This window comes from Microbacterium sp. p3-SID336 (genome assembly GCF_025143365.1).
In the GTDB taxonomy this organism is placed as follows: domain Bacteria; phylum Actinomycetota; class Actinomycetes; order Actinomycetales; family Microbacteriaceae; genus Microbacterium.
Genome location: NZ_JALXPE010000009.1, coordinates 1 through 23,252, shown reverse-complemented (window position 1 = coordinate 23,252; position 23,252 = coordinate 1). Strand labels below are relative to the sequence as shown.

Genomic DNA, 23,252 nt, shown 5'->3' with positions numbered 1-23,252 from the left:
CGCTAGATCGGGACACTGCGTCGAGACATCGTCTCCGCGGTGGGTCCTGAGCGAACGCGTCGTCCATCGACGCGATCGAGGTCCGTGTTCACCGCGTCATCCGACGCAGGCCGCGGTGCTGTCTGCACCGTCGGAGAGGACTCCCCATGTTCCCTGTACTCCCATCCGCACCCGCAACCCCCGTCGCCGCGCTGCGCTCGCACCGCGTATGCGAACTCCGTGCCGCCACGGTCCGCTTCGCCGACCATGTCGTGCTGGACCGGATCGACCTCGTCGTCGGCCCGGCCGACCGGCTCGCGATCATCGGCGACAACGGCGCCGGCAAGTCCACGCTGCTCGAACTGCTGGCTGGCACGCTCCCGACGACGGCAGGGGAGGCCCGCATCCACCTGCCCGGTGGAGTGGCGCATGCCCTCCAGCACCCGGTGTTCGCCCCGCGTGCGACGGTCGCCGCGGCGATCGACGAGCTGCTCGGCGACCTGCGCCGGCTCGAACGCGCCCTCGCGCGCGCGTACGATCTTCTCGCCGCCGCGTCGTCGCCTGCGGAGCAGGAGCAGCGTCTGGCCGCCGTGGCCGATCTGCAGGACCGCTTCGAGGCACGAGCCGGCTACGACGTGGACCATCGCATCGACGCCGCGCTCGACCAGCTCGGCGTCGGCGGACTCGACCGACGGCGCCCGGTGGCAGAGCTGTCGGGTGGCGAGCGTGCCCGCCTGGCGCTTGCCGTCGCCCTGTCCGCGCAGGCCGAGCTGCTGCTTCTGGACGAGCCCACCAACGACCTGGACGCGCAGGCGATGGCGTGGGTCGAGGAGCGGATCGCCGCCCACCGCGGCGCGCTCGTGGTCGTCACCCACGACCGCGAGGTCCTGGATCGCCTCGCCACCGACATCGTCCACGTGGGCGACGGTGCGATCCGGCGCTACGGCGACGGGTACGCCGGGTTCCTGCGCGCCAGGGAGACCGAGCGCCGCCGCGCGCTGGAGCGCCATGAGGAGTGGAAGGCCGAGATCGTCCGCAACCAGGAGCTCATCGCCGCCAACGCGTTCCGGATGGACGCGATCCCCCGCAAGCTCGAACTCGACGGCTTCGGCCATGGAGCCTTCCGGGCCCGCAGCCGCGACCACGGTGCGGTCGGCCGCATCCGCATGGCGAAGGAGCGACTGGAGCGGTTGCGGGAGAATCCGTGTCCGCCCCCGCCCGAGCCGCTGCGGTTCGTGCTGGCGGCGTCGAAGGCCCCCGGGGCCGAGGGGCCACTCGTCACGTTCGACGCCGTCGGCTTCGCGGCGGGATCCCGTCGTCTTGCCTTGGACGGGTGGACGCTGCGCGCGGGCGACCGCTGGCTCGTGACCGGTCCGAACGGCGCAGGCAAGACCACGCTGCTCGGCCTGATCGCGGGCGCGCTCGCTCCCACGACGGGAACCGTGGAACGGGCGGCCGAACTGCGGGTGGCATGGCTGCGTCAGGGCGTGGACGACGGCAGCTCGGCGTCGGCCGTGGCCTCGTTCGCGGCGAGGACGGGCGTGGCGCCGGTGGATGCGGCGGAGGCTCTGCTCGCGCACGGGCTGTTCCGTGCGGACGAGATCGAGCGGCCGGTGAACGCGCTGTCCGTGGGGCAGCGTCGACGGCTCGACCTGGCGGTGGCGCTGGCCTCCCGCTTCGACGTGCTGCTGCTCGACGAGCCGACGAACCACCTGGCGCCCGAGCTCGTGGACGAGCTGGAGGCCGCACTGGTCGGGCATCCCGCAGCGGTGGTCACGGTCACGCACGATCGACGGTGGCTGCGCCGCGCGGAGGGCGCACGGCACCTTCGGGTGGCGGACGGCGTCGCGGTCAGCCGGTGACGGTGAGCTGCACGCCGTCGCCGCCGCCCGCTTCGACCCAGGCGAGCGAGTGCTCCAGGATCTCGCGCAGCACGGTGAGGTCGACCTGCTCGAGGTCCTTGAGATAGAGGCAGCCGACGCCCGTGGTGTGCGGGCCGAGCCGCGCGAGCTCCTCCGCGTGCGCGTCCGTCCCCTCGAACAGGTAGATGGTGGTGGCGGCCTTGCGGGGTGCGAAGCCGAGCACCGCGGTGTCGCCCTCGGTTCCCGTCGGGTAGCGGTAGTGGCAGGAGCCGAAGCCGATGATCGTGCCCCACGTCTGCGGCTCGCGCCCCGTGATGTCCTGCAGGAGCGCGGTGAGGGTCTCGGCGTCGCGGCGGCGCACGGCGGGAGTCGAGCGGGCGATCAGCCCCGCGACGTCATCGCCGGTCGGCTTCACTTCGCCGCCTTGGCCGCGGCCTTCATCGCCTTCTTGTACTCGCGCACCTTCGTCAGCGACTCGGGCGAGACGATGTCGGCCACGCTGCGGTAGGAACCCTCCTCGCCATACGCGCCGGCGGCCTCGCGCCAGCCCTCGCCGGTGAACCCGTACTGCTTGCCGAGCAGGGCCAGGAAGATCTTCGCCTTCTGCTCGCCGAAGCCGGGGAGGGCCTTCAGGCGGCGCAGCACCTCGGGTCCGTCGGGATCGCCCTTCGTCCACAGTGCCGAGGCGTCGCCACCCCACTCGTCGACGAGCACCTGGCACAGTGTCTGCACGCGGGCGGCCATCGACCCGGGGAAACGGTGCACGGCGGGCGTCTGCTTGAACGCTTCGAGGAACTCGTCGGGGGCCATGCCGGCGATGGCGGCGGCGTCGCTCGCGCCCGTGCGCTGCTCGATCTTGAGCGGGCCGGCGAATGCGGTCTCCATGGGAACCTGCTGGTCGAGCAGCATCCCCACCAGCAGGGCCAGCGGGTTCTCGGTGAGCAGGGCGTCGGCGGCGGTGTCTCCGGTGATGTGAAGGGCCATGCCTTCAGTCTCCCACCCGCGAGGGTCAGTCATTAGTGCATGCAGACTGCATGCGAAGTATGCTTGATGCATGACGGCGATCCAGGTGCGCAACGTCTCGGAGGAGACCAGTCGGGCGCTCAAGGCGAAGGCCGCGCTGGAGGGGCGTTCTCTGAGCGACTACCTGCTCGGCGAGCTCGATCGCATCGCGACGCGTCCGAGTCGTGCCGAGTTGCTGGAGCGCATCGCGAGTCGCGCGGCCGCCGACCTCGAGCCCGCCGCCGAGGTGCTTGCGACGCAGCGGCCTCGTCGATGACCCTGGTCGTCGATGCATCGGCGGTCGCCGAGATCCTGTTCGGAACCGCAGCCGGCCGTCGTGCTGCGGCGCTGCTCGACGGCCAGGAGCTCTACGCACCAGCGCATCTCACAGCGGAGGTCGCTCGGTGATCCGTGAATGGTCGCTGAGCCGGCAGATCACGGACGAACAGGCGCTGCGGGCGTTCCGCGAGTTCGAGGCCCTGGGCGTGGAGGAGGTCCCGATGATGCCGTTGCTCCCCGCCGTGTACTCCCTGCGCCACAACGTCAGCGCTTACGACGCGATGTATGTCGTGCTCGCCCGCGCGCTGGAGTGCGAACTGCTCACGCTCGACGCCCGTCTGGCGGCCGCCGCCGAGGACTGCGCGCTGCTGCCGTAGCCGCCGCGATGTGCGGTCGGCGATCGAGCGCCTGCGGCGGTTCCTGGGTGACTGCGGTCCCGCGACATGCGGTCGGCGAGCCCGCGCGCGTCGCGATTCCAGCCCGCCGTAGTCCGCCGCGACGTGCGGTCGGCGAACCGGGAACTTCGAGATTCACGAGGGGTCGTGGGCGGACTCGCTGCCTGCGCGCGCGGTCCTGTCCTCCTGACCAGCACCCCGGCCCGGGTCAGGCCGTGGCGGCGTCTTCCGCGGGGTTCGCCTCCGGGGCGATGCCGTAGAGGGCGGAGAGCGCGGCGGCGAAGTCGTCCGCGCGCCCGGCGGCGGCGAGCTCGTGCGCGCGCACCGTCGGGGTGTGCAGCAGCACACCCGCGAGGTGCCGCAGGGCCTGCTCGACCTTGCCGTCCTCGTCGCCGCGCGCGCGGGCGCGGTCGATCTCGGTGTCGAGCAGGGAGAAGATGTGCGAGCGCAGGGCGACCACGGAGGGGGTCACGCTCTGCCGGGCGCCCACCACATGGAAGGTGTCTGCCGCTTCGCGCACGACGGTCCGGGCGGCATCCGTGGCCTGCAGCTCCTCCAGGGGGGCGTGCAGGCGGATGGTCTCCAGGTCGAGCAGGGCCACACCCTCGAGCGCCGCGACCGCGGGGTCCACGTTGCGCGGCATGCCCAGATCCACCACGAGCTGGCTGTGCGTTCCCACCGGGCAGCCGGAGCTCGCAGCCGCGGCGGGGAGCTGCAGGTGCTCCGGCCCCAGCACGGGCTCGGTCGCCGTGGTGCACGTGATGAGCAGGCTGGAGTGGGCGGCCGTGCGGGCGTAGGCGTCTACGGGCACCGCGCGGATGCCGTGCTTGGTGGCGAACACCTCGGCGCGGCCCGAGGGCGAGTACACCGAGATGTCCACCGCGCCCCGTTCGCGCAGTGTGGCCAGGGTGACGGCGGCGTAGGCGCCGGTGCCGACGAGCAGCACGCGCTCCGCCGACCAGTCGACGATGCGGCTGTCGGCGAGTTCGAGGGCGAGGCGGACGAGCGAGCGTCCGGCACGGCCGAGCGCGGTGACGTTCTTGACCTTGCGCTGCGCCTGGCTGGCGCGTTGGAACAGGCGCTCCAGCTCGGGGGAGGTCGTGCCCTCCTTGCGTGCGGACTTCAGGGCGCGGCGCACCTGTCCGGCGATCTCGCCCTCGCCGGAGACGACGGACTCGAGCCCGGAGGCGACGGAGAAGAGGTGTTCGGCGACGCGGCGCCCGGAGTGGACGGTGTAGGCGCCCTCCAGCTCTGCGGCGGGGACACCGGTGGCGGACTCGACAGCCTCCAGCACGGCTTCGACGCCGATGGCACCGGCGGCGGTCACGGGCTCGTCCATCTCGACGTACGCCTCGAACCGGTTGCACGTCGCCAGGACCACGGCACCCTGCACGCACGGCGTCATGCCCACAAGAGTGGGGGCGACGTCGTCGGGGGTGCGGCTCAGGCGTTCGAGCAGTTCGAAGGAGGCGGTCTTGTGACTCGCCGTGACACACAGCAGCACCCTCCGATTGTACCGGAGCGCGCGGAGGGGCGGACTCGGCGGCCCCATAGCGGGTGGATGGGAGGATGGCTGCATGGCACTCTCCGACGCCCCGCTTCTGCGCGCCCTCACGGGCGACCGCCCCGCCACGGCCCCCGTCTGGTTCATGCGACAGGCCGGGCGCTCGCTCCCCGAGTATCGGGAGCTGCGGGTGGGCACGCGCATGCTCGACGCGTGCCTGACACCGGACCTGGCGGCGGAGATCACGCTGCAGCCGGTGCGTCGGCACGGGGTCGACGCGGCCGTGTTCTTCAGCGACATCGTGATCCCGCTGCGCCTGGCCGGGGTGGAGGTCGAGATCGAGCCGGGGCGCGGACCCGTCTTCGCGAACCCCGTGCGGACCCGTGCCGACGTCGACCGCATCACGGCGATCGACCCGGACGAGCTCGACGGCGAGGCCATCGCGGAGGCGGTCCGCATCGTCACGGCGGAGCTCGGCGACACTCCGCTCATCGGATTCGCCGGGGCGCCGTTCACCCTCGCGGCCTACCTGGTCGAGGGCGGCCCGTCCAAGGAGCACCTGCGGGCGCGGGGGATGATGCACGCCGACCCCGATGCCTGGCATCGCCTCGCGGGGTGGCTGGCGCGGGTGTCGCGACGGTTCCTGGAGACGCAGCGCGACGCCGGAGCCTCCGTCGTGCAGCTCTTCGACAGCTGGGCGGGGTCGCTCAGCCGGGCCGACTACCTCTCCTTCGTCGCCCCGCACTCGCGGGCGGCTCTCGACGGGATCGGCGTGCCGACCATCCACTTCGGGGTCGGCACCGGACCGTTCCTCGCGGACATGCGCCTGGACGGCCTGGCGGACGGCGTGGGCGTCGACTGGCGGCTGCCGCTCGACGAGGCCGCGGCGATCCTGGGTCCCGACGTGAGCGTGCAGGGCAACATCGACCCGGCGCTGCTCGGCGCACCCTGGCCTGTGCTGGAGGAGCACGTGCGCGATGTGCTCCGTCGTGGCGGCGCGGCCAGGGGGCACATCCTGAACCTGGGTCACGGCGTTCCGCCGGAGACCGACCCCGACCAGCTGACCCGTATCGTCGAGCTGGTTCACGGCGGCTGAGGCCGCGCGGCACGCGAGGGCGGTGGAAGGATGGTCGGCATGAGCTCTGAACCCTCCGATGCCCACCCCTCCGCCGAGCCCGCCGACCTCGCCGCACGCGCGGCGGAGAAGCACGTGGTCGTCATCGGCGGCGGCGTGAGCGGTCTGGTCGCGGCGCGGGAGTGCGCCGGCGTCGGCATGCGCGTGACGCTGCTGGAGGCGGAGGAAGAGCTCGGCGGCGCGATCCGACGGGTCGACCTCGACGGCGTCGTGCTCGATGCCGGGGCGGAGAGCTACGCGACCAGGGGCGGCCACGTACGAGCATTGGTGGAGGCGCTCGGCCTGGCCGACCGCATCGTGACGCCGCAGGCCGGGGGAGCGTGGCTGGCCGGAATCCCCGGCACCGGTGCCGCGCCGTTGCCGGTCGGCGGCATCCTCGGAATCCCGGGCAATCCGTTCCAGGACGACGTGCGGCGCATCATCGGCTGGTCGGGCGCCTGGCGCGCCTACCTGGACCGGCTGCGACCGCCGCTCACGATCGGCCACCAGCTGAGCCTCGGCCGGATGGTCGCCTCCCGTATGGGCCCCAAGGTGCGAGACCGACTGGTGGCTCCGGTCACCACGGGTGTGTACTCCGCGTCGCCGGACGACGTCGACGTCGATGTGGCCGCCCCCGGGCTCAACGCGGCGCTGACCAGGGTCGGCTCGCTGTCCGGCGCGGTGCTCGCCCTCCGCGGCGAGAGTGCGGCATCGGGCGCGAAGGCCCCCGGCGCGGCGGTCGAGGGTCTTCGCGGAGGCATGTACGGCCTCGTCGAGGCGCTCGCGGCGGATCTGGCAGAGCTCGGCGCGACCGTGCGCACGGGCGTGCGAGTGCGCACGGTCGAGCGGCGCGACGGCGGGTGGCAGGTCGAGACGGAGCAGCCGCGGTGGGACGACGCCGACGCGTCCGCGGACCCGGACGACGCACGGGGAACTCCTGCGGCGGGCACTGCGGCTCCTGCGACGGGCACTCCTGCGGAGCGCACCGGGGCGGATGCGGCCGGCACTCCTGCGGCGGGCGCTGTATCCGAGGTGCTGGCCGCGGACGCGGTGATCGTCGCGACCTCCGAGGGCGTGGCGCGGGAGCTGCTGGCTGCCGCGGTGCCGACGCTCGCCGCGGCAGAGCAGGCCGCGTCGCCCGAGATCGAGATCGTCACGCTGCTGCTCGATGCGCCGGCGCTGCGGGACGCGCCGCGCGGCACGGGAGTGCTCACGGTGCCGGGCAGCCACACCGCGAAGGCACTGACCCACTCCACCGCGAAGTGGTCGTGGGTGCGCGAGGCCGCGGGCGAGCGGGAGATCGTCCGGGTCTCCTTCGGCGCCCAGGGGGAGCCCGCCGCGACCGCCGGGCTCGATGACGAGGCCGCGATCGACCTGGCCCGACGGGAGGCCGCCGCCCTGCTCGGCGTCCCGCTCGGCGCGGGGCAGGTGGTCGCCGGCCACCGCGGTCGCTTCGTGCAGTCGCAGCCCGCGTCGATCATCGGCTCCGGCGCGCGCCGTGAGGCGGCGCGTGAGGCGATCCAGGCAGTGCCAGGGCTGACAGCGGTCGGGGCCTGGCTCGCGGGGACCGGGCTCGCCCAGGTCGTCCCCGATGCGACCGAGGCCGCCGATCGGCTGCGGCGTGCGCTGCTCTGGGAGTGACGGAGGCCTCGTCGCCGTGCGCGCGTCTCCGCCGACGAGAGTGCAGAGGGTCGCGATGTCAACCCTCTGGGGCATAGATGCCGAAATCGGCATACGGCGTTACTCTGGGTACCTGGTCACGGCGCCGAGGCGTCGCTGACCGGCGTCCGAACCGGACGGACCAAGGCCGGAACAACGTGAGGAGACCCCATGAAGGGGAAGATCGGACTCGTCGTCGGACTCGGCGTCGGCTATGTGCTCGGCACCCGTGCAGGGCGCGAGCGCTATGAGCAGATCAAGACGCAGTGGCTGAAGGTCTGGAACATGGACCCCGTCCAGGAGCAGGTCGACAAGGTCAAGGACTTCGTGGGCGACAAGGCCGCGGCCGTGCCCGGCGCCGTGTGGACCGGTGCCGTCAAGATCGTGAAGTCGGTCAAGGGCGATGGCACCCCGGGTCAGAAGCTCGACGCGGTGATCGCCTCGGGCAAGGAGGCCGCGGAAGAGGTCTCCGACGCTGCGGAGGACGCGGTCGACGAGGTCAAGGAGCGCGTCGCGGACAAGCCCGCGGCGAACAAGTCCGCTGCGAACGCCGCCTCGAAGCCTGCGCCGCAGAAGTCCGGCGACTGACATGCCCCGCGGATACCGGGACCGCGCCGACGACAGTCTGCTGACTCTGCTGGGCGATCTGCCCGAGCTGGTCACCAACCTCGTCAAGGCGGAGATCGACGCCGCCAAGGCGTGGGTCTCCCGCACGGCGAAGGACGCGGGCGTCGGCTCCGTGTGGTTCCTCGTCGCGCTGTTCTTCCTGTTCTGGGCCGTGCCGGTGATCCTGGTCTTCGCGATCGCCGGGCTGTCGTCGTGGTGGCCGGTGTGGTTGTCGGCGATCGCCGTGTTCGGCATCCTGATCCTGGCCGTGCTCCTGTTCGCCCTGCTGGGGATCCTCAAGTTCCGCAAGGTGCTCAAGCGCCAGAACCCGGCACAGGCCGTCGCCGAGGACATCCGAATCGTGAAGGAGGCCGGCGATGAGCACCCCTGAGTCGCTGCCGCGTACTGCCGTCCCGGCGGGGATCGTCGACCCGGTCACCTCGGCGCGCGCCGAGCTGAAGGCCGCGCTCGCCGCGATCGAGGTCAAGGGGAACATCCCGCGCCGCGTGGAGAAGGCATCGGCCCGCGCAGCCGTGAAGGCGCGTGCGTTCGCGGACCGCCACCCCGTGGCGGCGGTCGCCGCGGCCGTCGGCATCGCCGCTGTCGTCGGCGGGGCGGTGTGGGCGATCGCCCGCGCCATCGCCCGCTGAGGCCGGCGAGCCGAGCAGTATTCCCCTGATTAGCGGCTCCTCCGCAAAGGGGGCAGACTGGGATCATGTCCGACCTGCGTGAAGAGAATCCGTCCGGTTTCACCCTCTGGGCCGTGTGGCGACGCAATCCCGACGCCCCGGTGACCGAGAACGACGCGACCGAGTTGGAGACGATCGTCTCCCACATCGAGGACTCCGGCGTGGTCGTGCGCGGCTTCTACGACGTCTCGGGGCTGAAGGCCGACGCCGACCTCATGGTGTGGCTGCACGGCGACACGGCCGAGGGTCTGCAGAAGGCGCTGCGCCGCCTCCGCCGCACGGAGCTGCTGCGTTCGCTGCTCCCCGTGTGGAACGTGATGGGCGTGCACCGCGACGCCGAGTTCAACCGCTCGCACGTGCCCGGCTTCCTCCGCGGCATCGAGCCGAAGGACTGGCTGTGCCTGTACCCGTTCGTGCGCACGCCGGAGTGGTACCTCGCGCCGGAGGCCGAGCGCCGCGCGATGCTCGCCGACCACGGCCGCAAGGGTGCCGCGTTCACGGGGGTCATCGCGAACACGGTGGCCGCCTTCGCGCTGGGCGACTACGAGTGGCTGCTGCCGCTGGAGGCCGACGACGTCACCGACCTGGTCGACATGATGCGCGACCTCCGGTACACCGACGCGCGGATGTACGTGAAGGAGGAGGTGCCCTTCTACACCGGGCGCCGACTGCGCTTCGACGAGATCGCCGACGTGCTGCAGTAAGACCCATGACCACCCCCATCCGTCTCGGCACCCGACGCAGCGCGCTCGCGCAGGCCCAGTCCGGTCACGTCGCCGCCGCACTCGAGAAGGTCACGGGCCGCCGCGTCGAGCTCGTTCCGATCACCAGTGAGGGCGACACCAACCGTGCGTCGCTGTCGGAGATCGGCGGGCTCGGCGTCTTCGCGACCCGACTGCGCGAAGCGCTGCTGGCCGACCGGTGCGACTTCCTCGTGCACTCCCTCAAGGATCTCCCGACCGCCGTGCCCGACGGGCTGGTCATCGCGGCCACGCCGCCCCGCGAAGACGCCAGGGACGTCGTGCTCACGCGACTCGGCGTGCCGCTGCATGAGCTGCACAGCGGCGCCTCCGTGGGCACCGGCTCGCCGCGCCGCATCGCGCAGGTGCGTCGCCGGGCACCGCACGCGACGGTCGTCGACATCCGCGGCAACGTGGACTCCCGTCTGGCGAGGGTCGCCTCGGGCGAGCTGGATGCGGTGATCCTCGCGGCGGCCGGTCTGTCGCGTCTGGGTGCGGATTCGCCTCTGCGGCGGGAGGAGCTCGGCCTCGCCGAGTGGCCGACCGCCCCGGGGCAGGGTTCGCTCGCCGTGGAGACGCGGGAGGACGCGCCGGAGGAGCTGCGTGCTGCCCTCGCACAGCTCGACGACGCCGACACCCGGCTTGCGGTCACCGTCGAGCGGGCCATCCTCGAGGGTCTGGACGCCGGCTGTCAAGCCCCCATGGCCGCTCACGCACAGGTCCAGGGGTCCTCGATCCGCGTCAGGACGGTCGTCTACGCCCCGGACGGGAGTCGACGGATCGGGCTGGACGTCACGGAAGTCCTGAACGGGGAGTATATTCGTCGGAACGGCAGTGGCAATGGAGCGGATGCTGCCGATGGTGCAGGCCCGATGCACGCAGCGCGCGAGCTCGGGCTCGCTGTTGCCCGTCGGCTGCTCGATCAAGGGGCGGCCGACCTCGTCCCCCGAGAGCACCCCGAATCCTCATGACCACTTCCGAAATCAAGCAGGACCGACCGCTGGACGGCTGGCGCATCCTCGTGCCCCGAGGCGGACCGTGGGGCGACAGCGTCGCCGCGAGCCTCCGTGCGCTCGGTGCGGTGCCCGTCGTCGCGCCGCTCATCAACTTCGCCCCCACGACGGATCAGGCCACGCTCGACGAGGCGCTGGCGCAGCTGGCCGCGGGCGAGTTCGACTGGCTGACCGTCACGAGCGCCACGACCGTCGACGTGCTGTTCGCGCATCGCGCCGTAGTGCCGAAGTCGACGAAGATCGCGGCCGTGGGCGAGACCACGGCGGCTGCTCTTCAGGCCGTCGGCTATGAGGTCGCCCTCGTGCCTGAGCAGGACAACTCGGCGCAGGGCATGGCGCAGCAGCTCATCGCACTGGAGCAGGAGCCCCGGCGCATCCTGGCGCTGCGCAGCGAGATCGCGAAGCCGGTGCTGAGCATCATGCTCTCCGATGCCGGTCATGACGTGCACGGTGTCGTCGCCTACCGCACGGTCGGCGTCCCCGTGACGGAGCGCATCCGCCGCGACGTGGAGAACGGCCGGATCAACGCCATCCTCATCACCAGCGGCTCGGTCGCCGAGCAGGTGCGCGAGCAGTTCCCGGAGATCCCCGACGAGACGCTGCTCGCGGCGATCGGGCCGCGGACCGCGAAGGACGCCGAGCGCGCGGGCCTCCCGGTCTCGGTGGTCGCGGATCGCCAGACCATCGATGCGCTGATCGACGCGGTCTCGCAGTTCACGCTTCCGCACGCGGCAGACGAGTTCGCGCCGTGAGCTTCCCCGACGTCCGTCTGCGCCGACTGCGTCAGTCCCGGGCCGTGCGGGATCTCGTGCGCGAGACCTCGCTGGAGCCCCGACAGCTCGTCCTGCCCCTCTTCGTGCGCGAGGGGCTGTCCGAGCCCGTCGACATCGGCTCCATGCCCGGGGTCGCCCAGCACTCGCTCGACTCGCTGCGCGCGGCTGCCGTCGACGCGGCGGAGGCGGGGGTCGGTGGCGTCATGCTGTTCGGTGTGCCCGCCGTTCGCGACGCACGCGGCTCCGGCGCTGACGACCCGAACGGGATCCTGAACGTGGCCACCGCGGCGCTCGCGGCCGAGGTGGGCGATGCCCTGGTCGTGCAGACCGACCTGTGCCTGGACGAGTTCACCGATCACGGCCACTGCGGAGTGCTCGCGACGGACGGCTCGGTGGACAACGACGCCACCCTGGAGCGGTACGCCTCGATGGCGCTGGCTCAGGCACGAGCGGGATCGCAGCTGCTCGGGCTGTCCGGGATGATGGACGGCCAGGTCGCCGTGATCCGTCGAGCGCTCGACGCCGAGGGCTTCACCGACACGCTGATCCTCGCCTATGCCGCGAAGTACGCGAGCGCCTTCTACGGGCCGTTCCGGGAGGCTGTCGACTCGCAGCTGACGGGCGACCGTCGCACCTACCAGCTCGATCCGGGCAACCGTCGCGAAGGCGTGCGGGAGGCCGTGGTCGACGTGGAGGAGGGCGCGGACATCGTCATGGTGAAGCCCGCGATGGCGTTCCTCGACGTGCTGCGCGAGGTGCGCGATACCGTTCCGGTGCCCGTGTGGGCGTACCAGGTGTCCGGGGAGTACGCGATGATCGAGGCCGCCGCCGCGAACGGCTGGATCGATCGCAGGGCGGCCGTGCGGGAATCTCTGCTCTCCATCCGCCGGGCGGGGGCCGACGCCGTGCTCACCTACTGGGCCACGGAGGCCGCGCGCTGGCTGCGCGGCTGAGGCGCCGACGCCCGTTCGCCCGCCGCCGGCGCTGAGCGTCCCCGCGCCGGGTTAGCCTTGAAGGGATGCCGGGAGAGCTCCGTGCATCCTGAGGAGCTGTGTGATGACCGACCGCAATGACGACCTGTTCTCCGCTGCCAGGGCCGTGATCCCCGGCGGGGTCAACTCGCCGGTCCGAGCGTACGGGTCGGTCGGCGGGACGCCCCGCTTCCTCGCCTCCGCGAAGGGGGCCAGGGTGACGGATGCCGCCGGTCGCGAGTACGTCGATCTGGTCGCCTCCTGGGGGCCGGCGCTCCTCGGGCATGCGCACCCCGAGGTCGTCGCCGCGGTGCAGGAGGCCGCGGGACGCGGGCTGTCCTTCGGGGCGCCCACCGAGGGCGAGGTCGAACTGGCGGCGCTGATCGCCGATCGCGTGCGCTTCGGGGAGATCCGCCCGATCGAGCGCGTCCGGCTCGTGTCCACCGGGACCGAGGCCACCATGACGGCGATCCGTCTCGCGCGCGGTGCGACCGGTCGCGACCTGCTGGTCAAGTTCGCCGGTCACTATCACGGGCACTCCGACGGGCTGCTCGCGGAGGCCGGATCGGGCGTGGCGACCCTGGCCCTGCCCGGATCGGCCGGAGTGCCTGCTCCCATCGCGGCGCAGACGCTCGTGATCGGGTACAACGACCGGGACGCGCTCGCCGCGGTGTTCGCGGAACACGGCCAGCGCATCGCCGGCGTGATCGTGGAGGCCTCGGCGGCGAACATGGGCGTCGTCGCCCCGCTGCCCGGCTTCAACCGCTTCATCGCGGAGACCGCGCACGCCCACGGCGCGCTGATGATCCTCGACGAGGTGCTCACCGGCTTCCGTGTGCACCCTGCCGGCTTCTGGGGCCTGCAGGCCGCGGCGGGCGAGGACTACCTGCCGGACATCGTCACGTTCGGCAAGGTCGTGGGCGGGGGCATGCCGCTCGCCGCCCTCGGTGGCCGTGCCGAGGTCATGGACCTGCTGGCGCCCCTCGGTCCCGTCTACCAGGCGGGCACGCTCTCCGGGAACCCGCTCTCGGTCGCCGCCGGCCTCGCCACCCTGCGCCTCGCGACCCCTGAGGTGTACGCGACGGTGGATGCTGCCGCGGACCGCGTGGCGACCGCGCTCGACGCCGCTCTCACGGCTGCGGGTGTGACGCACGCGGTGGCCGCCGCGGGCAACCTGTTCAACGCCTCGTTCCGTGCCTCCGCGCCGCGCGACTACGCCGAGGCGCAGGCACAGGAGTCCTTCCGCTACTCCGCCTTCTTCCACGCCATGCGGGAGCAGGGCATCGCGTTGCCGCCGAGCGTGTTCGAGGCCTGGTTCCTTACTGCCGCGCACGGCGACGAGGAGCTGCAGCGCATCGAGGCGGCGCTCCCGGTCGCTGCCGAGGCCGCCGCAGCCGCACGCCCCTGACCGGCGCTCGCGGTCGGCCCTCCGCGGCCGTGCGGATGCTGCCCGTCGTCGTTCCCCTGCGACCGCGCGTCGTGCGCGGGTGCGGGTGCTGCCCGTCGTCGTTTCCGAGTGGCGCCGGGAAGCGCTGGCGCGCGACAGCGGGGTCGGGCCCGACGAGACCCGTCGGTGGAACGCGACAAGGGATCGTTGCGTTCCTGTGAGCAACTTCCAGCCAACCGGGAGCGCCGCGCTGGCAGACTGGGTGGCATGGTGACCCTGTTGCTGGACCAGACGCAACTCGAAGTCGTGCTCTCGCCCATCGAACGGGCCGCCACCTTCCACCGCGAGAACGTCCGGATCCCGCGGGACACCATCACCAAGGTGCAGTTGACCGACGACGCCTGGACCTGGCTGCGTGGCGTGCCCAACCCGGGGACGCACATCCCGGGCATCCTCGCCGCTGGCAGCTGGAAGGCCGCCGGCAGTCTCGACTTCGTGCTCATCCGTCGTCGGCGTCCGAGCGTCGTGATCGACCTCGAGGGCGACCCCGAGTACCGACGCCTGATCCTGACCACGCGCCACGGCCTCGCTCTGACGCAGGCTCTCCGGCTCGACGTGTCCGAAGAGCCCGCAAGCGTCGAGGAGATCGTGGCGACTGCGCCCACCCCCGTCTCGAAGGGCAGCCGCCGGCCGGTGATCCGCCCCCGTCCGGCCTGAGAACCGCGCACACGAGAACGCCCTCCGCAGCCGAAGCTGGGAGGGCGTTCCGCGTATCCGGAAGGATCAGTCGCGGTGTTCGCCGTCGCGGTGTTCGCCCGCGCCGTGCTGCTCGCCGTCGTGGTGCGCACCCGCGTCGCGCTGTTCCTGCTCGCCGTCGTGTTCCGCATCGACGTCGTGCTGCTCGTCCGCGCCCTGCTGCTCGCCGTCGTGCTGTTCGTGCTGCGCGCCGTCGTGCTCTCCGCCGTCGTGCTGTTCGTGGTGCTCGCCGTCGTGCCCTGCGCCGTGCTGTTCGCCGTCGTGGTGCGCACCCGCGTCGCGCTGTTCCTGCTCGCCGTCGTGCTCTCCGCCGTCGTGCTGTTCGCGCTGCTCGCCGTCGTGCCCTGCGCCGTCGTGATGCGCGCTGTCGGGCTGTTCGCCTGAGTCAGCGGTGGTGTCGCTGGCGGGCTCCGAAAGGGGCACGGTGTCGATCACGCCTGTGGAGGCGACGCTCCAATGGGCTCCCTCACCCGCCCTGGCGGCCTCATCCGCCGAAGCGAACGGGTAGTCCCGTGGCTCGTCCTCGTAGTAGGCCCGCGCTGCGGCCGAGAGCATCGAGCTCACGGAGGCCGCGCGGGGGTCGTCCTCGTCATCGGACAGCGATCGCGTGGCGTCGAAAGGAGTCGCCGTCTCGGTGCCCGACCAGTCGGAGTTCCGAGTGCCGTCTGGATCCGCCGGGTCCTCGTCCTCAGCGCCTGCTGCACCCTGCAGGTGTCCGTCGCCGGCGTCCGTCGCGGAGTCGCTGTCGCCCGCTGCGTCGTGCGTGTGTGCGTCGCCGGCGTCCGTCGCGGAGTCGCTGTCGCCCGCTGCGTCGTACGTGTGTCCGTCTCCGGCGTCCGTCGCGGCGTGGCTGTCGCCCGCTGCATCGTGCGTGTGTGCGTCGCCGGTGTCCGTCGCGGCGTCGCTGTCGATCGGTGCATCGTCCGTGAGGGCGGTGCGGGCAGAATCGGCGGGGGAGTCGCCGTCGCCGCTGGTGTGATCGATCTCGGCGTCGGAGCCTGCGTCCTGCGGAGTGTCGTCCTCGACGAGCGCGCCGTCGAGATCGGCGAAGAACTCGACGCCCGCGTGGTCGTCCTCCGGCGCACCCTCGTCGTCGCCGAAGGCGTCAGAGGCGCTCGCGTCGGAGTGATCCGCGTCCACGGTGGCAGCCGAGGAATCGTCGGGCGTGGTGGCGAACACGTCGGCCACCGCCTGGCTCGGTTCATCGACCGGAGTCGGAGACGGTGCAGCGCCGAACAGGATCTCGTCGAATGAGCGTGCCGGCTGTGCGTCGCCCGCGGTCGCGTCGGCGCCCGCGTCTTCGTCTGCTTCTTCGCGCTCCGTATCGCCGGGAGCGGCGTCGGCCAGCGTCACGGCAGGCGTGGCCTCTTCGACCGCGACGACACCCGGCGTGTGGTCCGCCATCGTCACCTCGGCGATGACCTCGCCCGCGGTGTCGTCCGCGGACGCGTGATCGGCGTCGTCGATCCCGCTCTCGACGGAGTCCTGGCTCACGTCCGCGGTGCGGGCGTCGGCATCGTCCGCGTCGGAGGCGTCGGCCTCGTTGAGGGTGGCATGCGCGTCGGCCTCGTGCGAGGCGGCGATCTCCTGCGAGGTGGCATCCTCTGCGGGCGCCTCATCGGCAGGGTCGAGGGAGGCGTCGGCGGTCACCTGCGAGTCCGCGTCGACCGCGGCCCCGCCTGCGGGGGAATCGTCCTCGGCGGAGACCGCCCCGTGAGCGGAGTCGGTGTCACCGAAGGCTCCGTGGTCGGCGCTGCGCGCGGGTGACTCCTGGTCGGCCGACGCGTCCGTGGCGTGCTCGGCGCGGTAGGCCGCAGCCGCCCGGCGGGTCGGCGCGACGCCTCCGACGAACCCGGCGCCGGCGGCGAACCCGGCGCCCTCGGCCTCAGCTGCTGCCGCCCCTGCGGCTGCGCCGCCATCCACGGCAGCCACGTCGACATCGGTCGCGTCGGTGCCCGCTGCGTCGGTGCCCGTCGCGTCGGCATCCGCGACATCGGCACTCGTCACGTCGGCATCCGGCACGTCGGGACCCGACTGCTCAGAGTTGCCATCGGCCTCGTCGTGCGCTGCCGTCTCTGCTCCGTCGGGCAGGCGCTCGGCGCTGAGGTCGTCGGCCAGAGCGGCCGCGCCTCCGGCGGCGAGTGCTGCGGCGGCGACACCGGCATCGGCGGCTCCGCCGGCGGTGCCCTCCGCCGTCGGCGCATCCAGCGATGCCGTCGCGGAGGGTGCGGAGCCGAAGCGGCCGCCGCGCATCAGGTCGATGAAGACGTCCTCCAGCGTTGGGCCCCGCTGCACCAGCGTGCTCAGGGCGATCCCGGCCTCGGCCGCGACCGCACCCACCGTGGTCGCGTCGCCGCCGCGCACGGTCAGACCGCCGCGCAGCACCTCGACGTCGAAGCCCGCGGTCGTCAGAGCCGTCGTGAGGGCCTCGCGGTCCACGGCGTCGACGACCACTGCGCCGCCGGCGGGGTCCGCGAGGGTCTCGATGCCGCTGGACAGGACGAGCCGCCCCTTGGAGAGCACGAGCACGTGGTCGGCCACCTGCTCGATCTCGCTGAGCACGTGCGAGGACACCAGCACCGTGCGGCCCTCGTCCGCGAGGCGCCGCATGAGCAGGCGCATCCAACGGATGCCCTCCGGGTCGAGGCCGTTGGCAGGCTCGTCGAAGACCAGCGCTCCGGGATCGCCGAGCAGGGCGCCGGCGACGCTGAGACGCTGGCGCATGCCGAGCGAGAAGCCGCCGATGCGGGAGTCGGCCTCGCCGTCGAGCCCCACGAGGGACAGCACCTCGTCGACGCGGGACAGCCGGATGCCGTTGGCCTTCGCGGCGATGGTCAGCTGCCGCGCGGCGGTGCGGCGCGGCCGGTAGACGGTCTCCTCCAGCACCGATCCGATCGTGCGCAGCGGCTGGCGAAGCTCCGGATACGCGACCCCGCCGATCGTGGCGGTGCCGGACGTGGCACGCACCTGACCGAGGAGAATGCGCAGCGTCGTAGTCTTGCCTGCCCCGTTCGGGCCGAGGAACGCGGTGACAGCGCCGGGCTCGACGCGGGCGGAGAAGTCCGAGACGGCGGTCAGCTCGTTGAAGCGCTTCGTCACGTTCGTGAACTCGAGCACCTGTCCTTCGGGCATCCGGGACCTCTCGTTGCGGGTGGGCAGTTCCCCCTATCCTGCCGGAAATCGGCCCCGGATCCCGCATTTCGTGCGGAATACCACCCCTGGTGACGAGGTAGCCTGGCACGCGTGACCGATACCGCCGCCGCCTCCCGTGTCCTCGTTCGCACGGAAGGAGCGCTTGGTCGGCTCACGCTCAACCGTCCCGAGGCGATCAACGCGCTGGACGAGGACATGATCGCCGAGATCACGCGGGCGCTGGTCGCCTGGCGCGACGATTCCGACGTGCAGATCGTGCTGATCGACGGCGCCGGCGAGCGCGGGATGTGCGCGGGCGGCGACGTGCGTCGACTGCACGCGCAGATCGTCTCCGGCCACCCCGAGCGCTCCGCCGAGTTCTTCCGGGCCGAGTACGCGATGAACGCGATGATCGCCGAGTACCCCAAGCCCGTGGTCGCCCTCGCCGACGGCATCACCATGGGAGGTGGCATCGGGCTCGCGGGGCACGCGGCGATCCGCGTGGTCACCGAGCGCTCGCGGCTCGCGATGCCGGAGACGCGGATCGGATTCACGCCCGACGTCGGCGGCACCTGGCTGCTGGGACGCGCACCGGGGAGGCTCGGCGAGTACTTCGGCCTCACCGGCGCCACCATGAGCGGTGCCGATGCGGTGTATCTCGGGTTCGCCGACCACTTCGTGCCGTCCGATCGGCTCGACGCGCTGCGCGAGGCGCTGGCGTTCCGCGCCGACCCCACGAGTCCGAGCGAGATCGTGCTGCTGTTCGACGAGACACCGGAGCCGTCGCAGCTGCCGGCGGCGCGTGAGTGGATCGACGAGGTGTTCTCCGCCGACACGGTGCACGAGATCCTGGCGCGGCTGCACGCCGCGGGCACGGAGGAGGCCGCTGCGACCGCGGAGCTCCTGGAGGGGCTCGCGCCCACCGGACTCGCCGTCACGCTGGACGCGGTGCGCGAGGCGAGGGCGCTGCCGGGGCTGCGGGCCGCGCTGGAAGGCGAGTACCGACGGGTGATGTGGTTCGTGAACGAGCACCCGGATCTGGTGGAGGGCATCAGGGCGCAGCTCGTCGACAAGGACAGGAACCCGAAGTGGCAGCCGGCGACGCTCGCGGAGCTCGAGCCCGACGCGGGGGCCGCGGCGCGCGCGTACGTGCCCCAGCCCGCGCTGTTCTGAGCGGTCGCGGCCGAGGGAGCGGGCGCGACATCGGCCCGCGGCACCCGGTCCGTGTTGTTCGCCGCGGTGCAGAAAACGGCTGATGCCGCCGCAAGAGGTTCGCTGTCAGCGAAGGTCCTCCCCGAGGGGGATCCGAATGTCCCCGCTTCGTGGCACTCTGTCTTGTGGCCCGTCGTCGGTCGGCATCCGTCTGCCGGTGGACCCACCCCCTCCTCCTCCGAGAAAGTCCGCCTGTGCTGGGAAAAATCCTCCTCCGCTATCTCTCCCGATATAAGTGGCTCCTCCTGGCCGTGCTGGTGTTCCAGTTCGCCAGTGCGGCAGCCACCCTCTACCTCCCGCGCCTGAACGCCGACATCATCGACAAGGGCGTCGCGCAGGGAGACACCGCCTACATCTGGCGCACCGGCCTGTTCATGCTCGCCGTGTCGCTGGGTCAGATCGTGGCGTCGGTCATCGCCACCTTCTTCGCCGCCCGCGCCGCGATGGGCGCGGGGCGGGACATCCGCGCCGACGTCTTCGGCAAGGTCAGCGGCTTCTCCGAGCGCGAGGTCTCGCAGTTCGGCGCCGGATCCCTGATCACCCGCAACACCAACGACGTGCAGCAGGTGCAGATGCTGGCGATGATGGGCGCGACCATGCTGGTCACCGCCCCGCTGCTCGCGATCGGCGGCATCATCTTCGCCGTGCAGACCAACGCGGGGCTCAGCTGGCTGATCGCCGTCTCCGTCCCCGTGCTCCTGCTGCTCGCCGCCCTCGTGATCGGCCGCATGGTGCCGCTGTTCCGCAGCTACCAGGGCAAGCTCGACAACGTGAACCGGGTCATGCGCGAGCAGCTCACCGGCGTGCGCGTGGTGCGGGCCTTCGTGCGCGAGCGCATCGAAGAGGAGCGGTTCCGCGAGGCCAACACCGACATCATGGTCGTCGGGCGCAAGGTCGGCTCGCTGTTCGTGCTCCTGTTCCCGCTGTTCATGCTCATCCTCAACGTCACCGTCGTCGCCGTCATCTGGTTCGGCGGCATCGAGGTCAACAACGGCACCGTGCAGGTGGGCACCCTGTTCGCCTTCATGCAGTACATCGGCCAGATCATGGGCGGCGTCATCATGGCGAGCTTCATGGCGATGATGATCCCGCGCGCCGCGGTCTCCGCCGAGCGGATCGGCGAGGTGCTGAACACCGAGTCGAGCATGGTGCGGCCCGCCGACGGCGTCACGGCCTTCCCCATGCCCGGTGCGGTCGCGTTCGACGACGTCGAGTTCACGTATCCCGGAGCGGACGCGCCGGTGCTCACCGGCATCAGCTTCGCCGCGCAGCCGGGGGAGACGGTGGCGATCGTCGGATCGACCGGATCCGGCAAGACCACTCTCGTCTCGCTCATCCCGCGTCTGTTCGACGTGTCGGGCGGGTCCGTCCACGTGGGCGGCACCGATGTGCGCGACGCCGACGTCGAAGCCCTGTGGGACAGCATCGGCCTCGTGCCGCAGCGACCGTTCCTGTTCACCGGCACCGTCGCCTCGAACCTGCGCTACGGCCGCGAGGACGCCACGGACGAGGAACTCTGGCACGCGCTGGAGATCGCTCAGGGGCGGGACTTCGTCGAGGAGATGCCCGACGGGCTCGACTCTCGCATCGCCCAGGGCGGCACGAACGTCTCCGGCGGCCAGCGGCAGCGTCTGGCGATCGCGCGCGCGATCGTGCATCAGCCGCAGGTGCTGGTGTTCGACGACTCGTTCTCGGCGCTCGACCTGACCACCGACGCGAGGCTCCGGCAGGCGCTGTGGCGAGAGCTGCCCCACGTCACCAAGATCGTGGTGGCGCAGCGGGTCTCCACCATCACCGACGCCGATCGCATCGTCGTGCTCGAGGGCGGGACCATGGTCGGCGTCGGCACGCATGAGGAGCTGCTGCAGACCAGCGACACATACCGCGAGATCGTCGAGTCGCAGCTGGGGGTGGACGCATGAGCGCGCAGAAGAACACCAAGGCCGCATCGAAGCGCACGCGCGGTTCCGCCGCAGCCGAGACCGTCGAGCGCGAGCTCACCCCGGAGGAGCAGTACGAGGCGGACCTCGCCGAGCAAGCGCGCCAGAACGGCGGCGGCTGGGACAGCGTCGCTCCGGGCAAGGCCGACAACTTCGGCCCGAGCTTCGCCCGGATGATCGGGCTGCTCAAGCCGTCGGCCGTCTGGTTCGTGTTCGTGTCGATCCTCGGGGCGATCGGCGTCGTGCTGACCGTGGCGGCGCCGAAGGTGCTGGCCGAGGCGACGAACATCGTCTACCGCGGCTTCATCTCCCTCCAGCTCGGGCAGCCGAACGGCGACTTCCCCGGCTTCCCCGCCGGGACCCCGCAGGACGTGGTCGTCGACGCTCTCCGCGGCGCCGGGCAGACCGATTTCGCCAACCAGGTCTCGGCGCTGGGCGACTTCGCCGTCGGCGACGGCATCGACTTCGATGCGCTGCGCTGGGTGATCGCCGCCGTGCTCGGGATCTACGTGCTGGCCGCCTTCCTCAGCTGGCTGCAGGGATACGTGATCAACGTGATCATGGTCCGCACGATGTGGCGTCTGCGCGAGGCCGTCGAGGCGAAGATCAACCGTCTCCCGCTGTCCTACTTCGACAAGGTGCAGCGCGGTGAGCTGATCTCGCGCGTCACGAACGACATCGACAACATCACACAGACCATGCAGCAGTCGCTCTCGGGCGCGCTGACGGCCGTGCTGACCGTGGTGGGCGTGCTCGTGATGATGTTCTCCATCTCGTGGCAGCTGGCTCTCGTCGCCCTCGTCGCCCTGCCGCTCATGGGCGTGATCTTCGGCGTCATCGGCCCGCGCTCGCAGAAGGCGTTCGGCTCGCAGTGGCGCAAGGTCGGGCGACTCAACGCCCGCGTCGAGGAGGCCTTCTCCGGTCACGCGCTCGTGAAGGTGTTCGGCCGTGAGCAGGACGCCCTCGACAAGTTCAAGGCCGAGAACGAGGAGCTGTTCCAGGCGAGCTTCAGGGCGCAGTTCCTGTCGGGCATCATCATGCCGGCCATGACCTTCGTCGGCAGCCTCACCTACGTCGGCATCGCGGTGCTCGGCGGGCTCATGGTGGCGAACGGCCAGCTGCGGCTCGGCGACGTGCAGGCCTTCATCCAGTACTCGCAGCAGTTCACACAGCCGCTGTCCGAGCTGGGTGGCATGGCCGCGGTCGTGCAGTCGGGCACCGCATCGGCCGAGCGGGTGTTCGACCTGCTCGACGCCGACGAGCAGGAGCCGGACGACGCGGACGCCCCGGCGCTCACGGACGGCAAGGGCGTCATCGAGTTCGAGAACGTCTCCTTCTCGTACACACCCGAGCGGCCGCTCATCACCGACCTGTCGTTCCGGGTGGAGCCGGGGCAGACGGTCGCGATCGTCGGGCCGACCGGTGCGGGCAAGACCACGCTGGTCAACCTGATCATGCGGTTCTACGAGCTCAGCGGCGGGCGCATCACGCTCGACGGCCAGGACATCTCGCAGATCACCCGCGACGACCTCCGTTCGCGCACCGGCATGGTGCTGCAGGATCCGTGGCTCTTCGCCGGGAGCATCCGCGAGAACATCCGCTACGGCCGCTCGACGGCGACCGACGAGGAAGTGCTCGCCGCAGCCAGGGCCACGTACGTGGACCGCTTCGTGCATGCGCTCCCCGAGGGCTACGACACGGTGCTCGACGAGGACGCGTCCAACGTCTCGGCCGGTGAGCGGCAGCTGATCACGATCGCCCGGGCGTTCGTCGCGCAGCCGTCGATCCTGATCCTGGACGAGGCGACCTCGGCCGTGGATACCCGCACCGAGCTGCTGCTGCAGCACGCGATGGCCGCACTTCGACAGGGGCGCACGTCGTTCGTGATCGCCCACCGGCTGTCGACCATCCGCGACGCCGACCTCATCCTCGTGATGGAGCACGGCGACATCGTGGAGAAGGGCACGCACGACGAGCTCATCGCCGCGCAGGGCGCCTACTGGCGGCTGTACCAGTCGCAGTTCGAGCAGGCGGCGACCGACCTCGACGCGGAAGAGGCCCTCACCGGCTCCACGCCGGTCGTGGTCACGGGCGAGGCCGACGACGAGAGCGCGCAGGAGCAGGCGGAGGACGTCATCGCCGGGGCCGCGGTGGGAGCGAACACTCCCGCCGCGGAGGCCGCGGCCGCACGGAAGCTGCTCGACGACGGAGCGGACGGCGCTTCTCGCGCCTGACGGCT

At 71.7% G+C, this 23,252-nt stretch carries 22 protein-coding genes; 18 read left to right on the top strand and 4 right to left on the bottom strand.

Going from position 1 to position 23,252, the window contains the following annotated elements; translation table 11 throughout:
- Positions 1-146: 146 nt before the first annotated feature.
- Entirely contained in the window at positions 147-1,841 is a 1,695-nt protein-coding gene (locus tag M3C17_RS04025; protein ID WP_259976357.1) for an ABC-F family ATP-binding cassette domain-containing protein, read from the top strand.
- Here M3C17_RS04025 and M3C17_RS04020 read toward each other — a convergent pair.
- Positions 1,831-2,256, bottom strand: coding sequence for a DUF1801 domain-containing protein (locus tag M3C17_RS04020; protein ID WP_259976356.1), 426 nt, complete (start codon positions 2,254-2,256; stop codon positions 1,831-1,833). The two genes, M3C17_RS04025 and M3C17_RS04020, sit on opposite strands and share 11 nt — an antisense overlap.
- Positions 2,253-2,825 carry an HhH-GPD-type base excision DNA repair protein gene (locus tag M3C17_RS04015; RefSeq protein WP_259976355.1) on the bottom strand — a complete coding sequence of 191 codons (573 nt, stop codon included), beginning with the start codon at positions 2,823-2,825 and terminating at the stop codon, positions 2,253-2,255. Before M3C17_RS04015 ends, M3C17_RS04020 begins: the two co-directional genes overlap by 4 nt.
- 70 nt (positions 2,826-2,895) lie before the next feature.
- Here M3C17_RS04015 and M3C17_RS04010 point away from each other — a divergent pair, with 70 nt between their 5' ends.
- The 3 genes from M3C17_RS04010 to M3C17_RS04000 are packed head-to-tail and all read left to right on the top strand — an operon-like array spanning position 2,896 to position 3,499.
- Complete coding sequence (locus M3C17_RS04010) at positions 2,896-3,120, top strand: FitA-like ribbon-helix-helix domain-containing protein (RefSeq protein ID WP_259976354.1); 225 nt, start codon at positions 2,896-2,898, stop codon at positions 3,118-3,120.
- Complete coding sequence (locus M3C17_RS04005; protein WP_259976353.1) at positions 3,117-3,251, top strand: hypothetical protein; 135 nt, start codon at positions 3,117-3,119, stop codon at positions 3,249-3,251. Before M3C17_RS04010 ends, M3C17_RS04005 begins: the two co-directional genes overlap by 4 nt.
- Positions 3,248-3,499, top strand: coding sequence for a type II toxin-antitoxin system VapC family toxin (locus tag M3C17_RS04000; protein WP_259976409.1), 252 nt, complete (start codon positions 3,248-3,250; stop codon positions 3,497-3,499). The genes M3C17_RS04005 and M3C17_RS04000 overlap by 4 nt, the downstream gene beginning before the upstream one ends.
- Positions 3,500-3,725: 226 nt before the next feature.
- On the opposite strand, the gene M3C17_RS03995 is transcribed toward M3C17_RS04000, so the two are convergent.
- On the bottom strand, positions 3,726-5,021 hold the full coding sequence (locus M3C17_RS03995; RefSeq protein ID WP_259976352.1) for a glutamyl-tRNA reductase: 1,296 nt from the start codon (positions 5,019-5,021) through the stop codon (positions 3,726-3,728).
- A gap of 73 nt (positions 5,022-5,094) precedes the next feature.
- Between M3C17_RS03995 and hemE the strand changes: the two genes are divergently transcribed.
- The 11 genes from hemE to M3C17_RS03940 all read left to right on the top strand — a co-directional run bounded on the left by hemE (position 5,095) and on the right by M3C17_RS03940 (position 14,690).
- Positions 5,095-6,117 (top strand): uroporphyrinogen decarboxylase, encoded by a 1,023-nt coding sequence (hemE, locus tag M3C17_RS03990; RefSeq protein WP_259976351.1) that lies wholly within the window; start codon positions 5,095-5,097, stop codon positions 6,115-6,117.
- A 39-nt stretch (positions 6,118-6,156) separates the two neighbouring features.
- Positions 6,157-7,776, top strand: a complete 1,620-nt coding sequence (locus tag M3C17_RS03985) for an NAD(P)/FAD-dependent oxidoreductase (RefSeq protein WP_259976350.1) — start codon at positions 6,157-6,159, stop codon at positions 7,774-7,776.
- Between the two features lie 189 nt (positions 7,777-7,965).
- Positions 7,966-8,382, top strand: coding sequence for a hypothetical protein (locus M3C17_RS03980; RefSeq protein ID WP_259976349.1), 417 nt, complete (start codon positions 7,966-7,968; stop codon positions 8,380-8,382).
- 1 nt (position 8,383) lies between these two features.
- Positions 8,384-8,791: a phage holin family protein gene (locus M3C17_RS03975; RefSeq protein WP_259976348.1), complete on the top strand. Its 408-nt coding sequence runs from the start codon at positions 8,384-8,386 to the stop codon at positions 8,789-8,791.
- Positions 8,778-9,050, top strand: coding sequence for a hypothetical protein (locus M3C17_RS03970; RefSeq protein WP_259976347.1), 273 nt, complete (start codon positions 8,778-8,780; stop codon positions 9,048-9,050). Before M3C17_RS03975 ends, M3C17_RS03970 begins: the two co-directional genes overlap by 14 nt.
- 62 nt (positions 9,051-9,112) lie before the next feature.
- Positions 9,113-9,793 carry a hydrogen peroxide-dependent heme synthase gene (hemQ, locus tag M3C17_RS03965; RefSeq protein WP_396819627.1) on the top strand — a complete coding sequence of 227 codons (681 nt, stop codon included), beginning with the start codon at positions 9,113-9,115 and terminating at the stop codon, positions 9,791-9,793.
- A 5-nt stretch (positions 9,794-9,798) separates the two neighbouring features.
- A complete protein-coding gene (hemC, locus tag M3C17_RS03960; RefSeq protein WP_259976345.1) occupies positions 9,799-10,800 on the top strand; it encodes a hydroxymethylbilane synthase in 1,002 nt (333 codons plus the stop codon).
- Positions 10,797-11,594, top strand: a complete 798-nt coding sequence (locus M3C17_RS03955; RefSeq protein ID WP_259976344.1) for a uroporphyrinogen-III synthase — start codon at positions 10,797-10,799, stop codon at positions 11,592-11,594. Before hemC ends, M3C17_RS03955 begins: the two co-directional genes overlap by 4 nt.
- Positions 11,591-12,568, top strand: coding sequence for a porphobilinogen synthase (hemB, locus tag M3C17_RS03950; RefSeq protein ID WP_259976343.1), 978 nt, complete (start codon positions 11,591-11,593; stop codon positions 12,566-12,568). Before M3C17_RS03955 ends, hemB begins: the two co-directional genes overlap by 4 nt.
- A gap of 103 nt (positions 12,569-12,671) precedes the next feature.
- A complete protein-coding gene (locus M3C17_RS03945) occupies positions 12,672-13,994 on the top strand; it encodes a glutamate-1-semialdehyde 2,1-aminomutase (RefSeq protein ID WP_259976342.1) in 1,323 nt (440 codons plus the stop codon).
- A 246-nt stretch (positions 13,995-14,240) separates the two neighbouring features.
- Positions 14,241-14,690: a hypothetical protein gene (locus M3C17_RS03940; protein WP_259976341.1), complete on the top strand. Its 450-nt coding sequence runs from the start codon at positions 14,241-14,243 to the stop codon at positions 14,688-14,690.
- 66 nt (positions 14,691-14,756) lie between these two features.
- On the opposite strand, the gene M3C17_RS03935 is transcribed toward M3C17_RS03940, so the two are convergent.
- Complete coding sequence (locus M3C17_RS03935; RefSeq protein WP_259976340.1) at positions 14,757-17,861, bottom strand: ATP-binding cassette domain-containing protein; 3,105 nt, start codon at positions 17,859-17,861, stop codon at positions 14,757-14,759.
- Positions 17,862-17,972: 111 nt separating this feature from the next.
- On the opposite strand from M3C17_RS03935, the gene M3C17_RS03930 reads away from it, so the two are divergent.
- From M3C17_RS03930 to M3C17_RS03920, 3 genes are all read left to right on the top strand, one after another.
- A complete protein-coding gene (locus M3C17_RS03930; protein WP_259976339.1) occupies positions 17,973-19,034 on the top strand; it encodes an enoyl-CoA hydratase/isomerase family protein in 1,062 nt (353 codons plus the stop codon).
- 233 nt (positions 19,035-19,267) lie between these two features.
- A complete protein-coding gene (locus M3C17_RS03925) occupies positions 19,268-20,995 on the top strand; it encodes an ABC transporter ATP-binding protein (protein ID WP_259976338.1) in 1,728 nt (575 codons plus the stop codon).
- A complete protein-coding gene (locus tag M3C17_RS03920) occupies positions 20,992-23,247 on the top strand; it encodes an ABC transporter ATP-binding protein (RefSeq protein ID WP_259976337.1) in 2,256 nt (751 codons plus the stop codon). Before M3C17_RS03925 ends, M3C17_RS03920 begins: the two co-directional genes overlap by 4 nt.
- Positions 23,248-23,252: the final 5 nt, after the last annotated feature.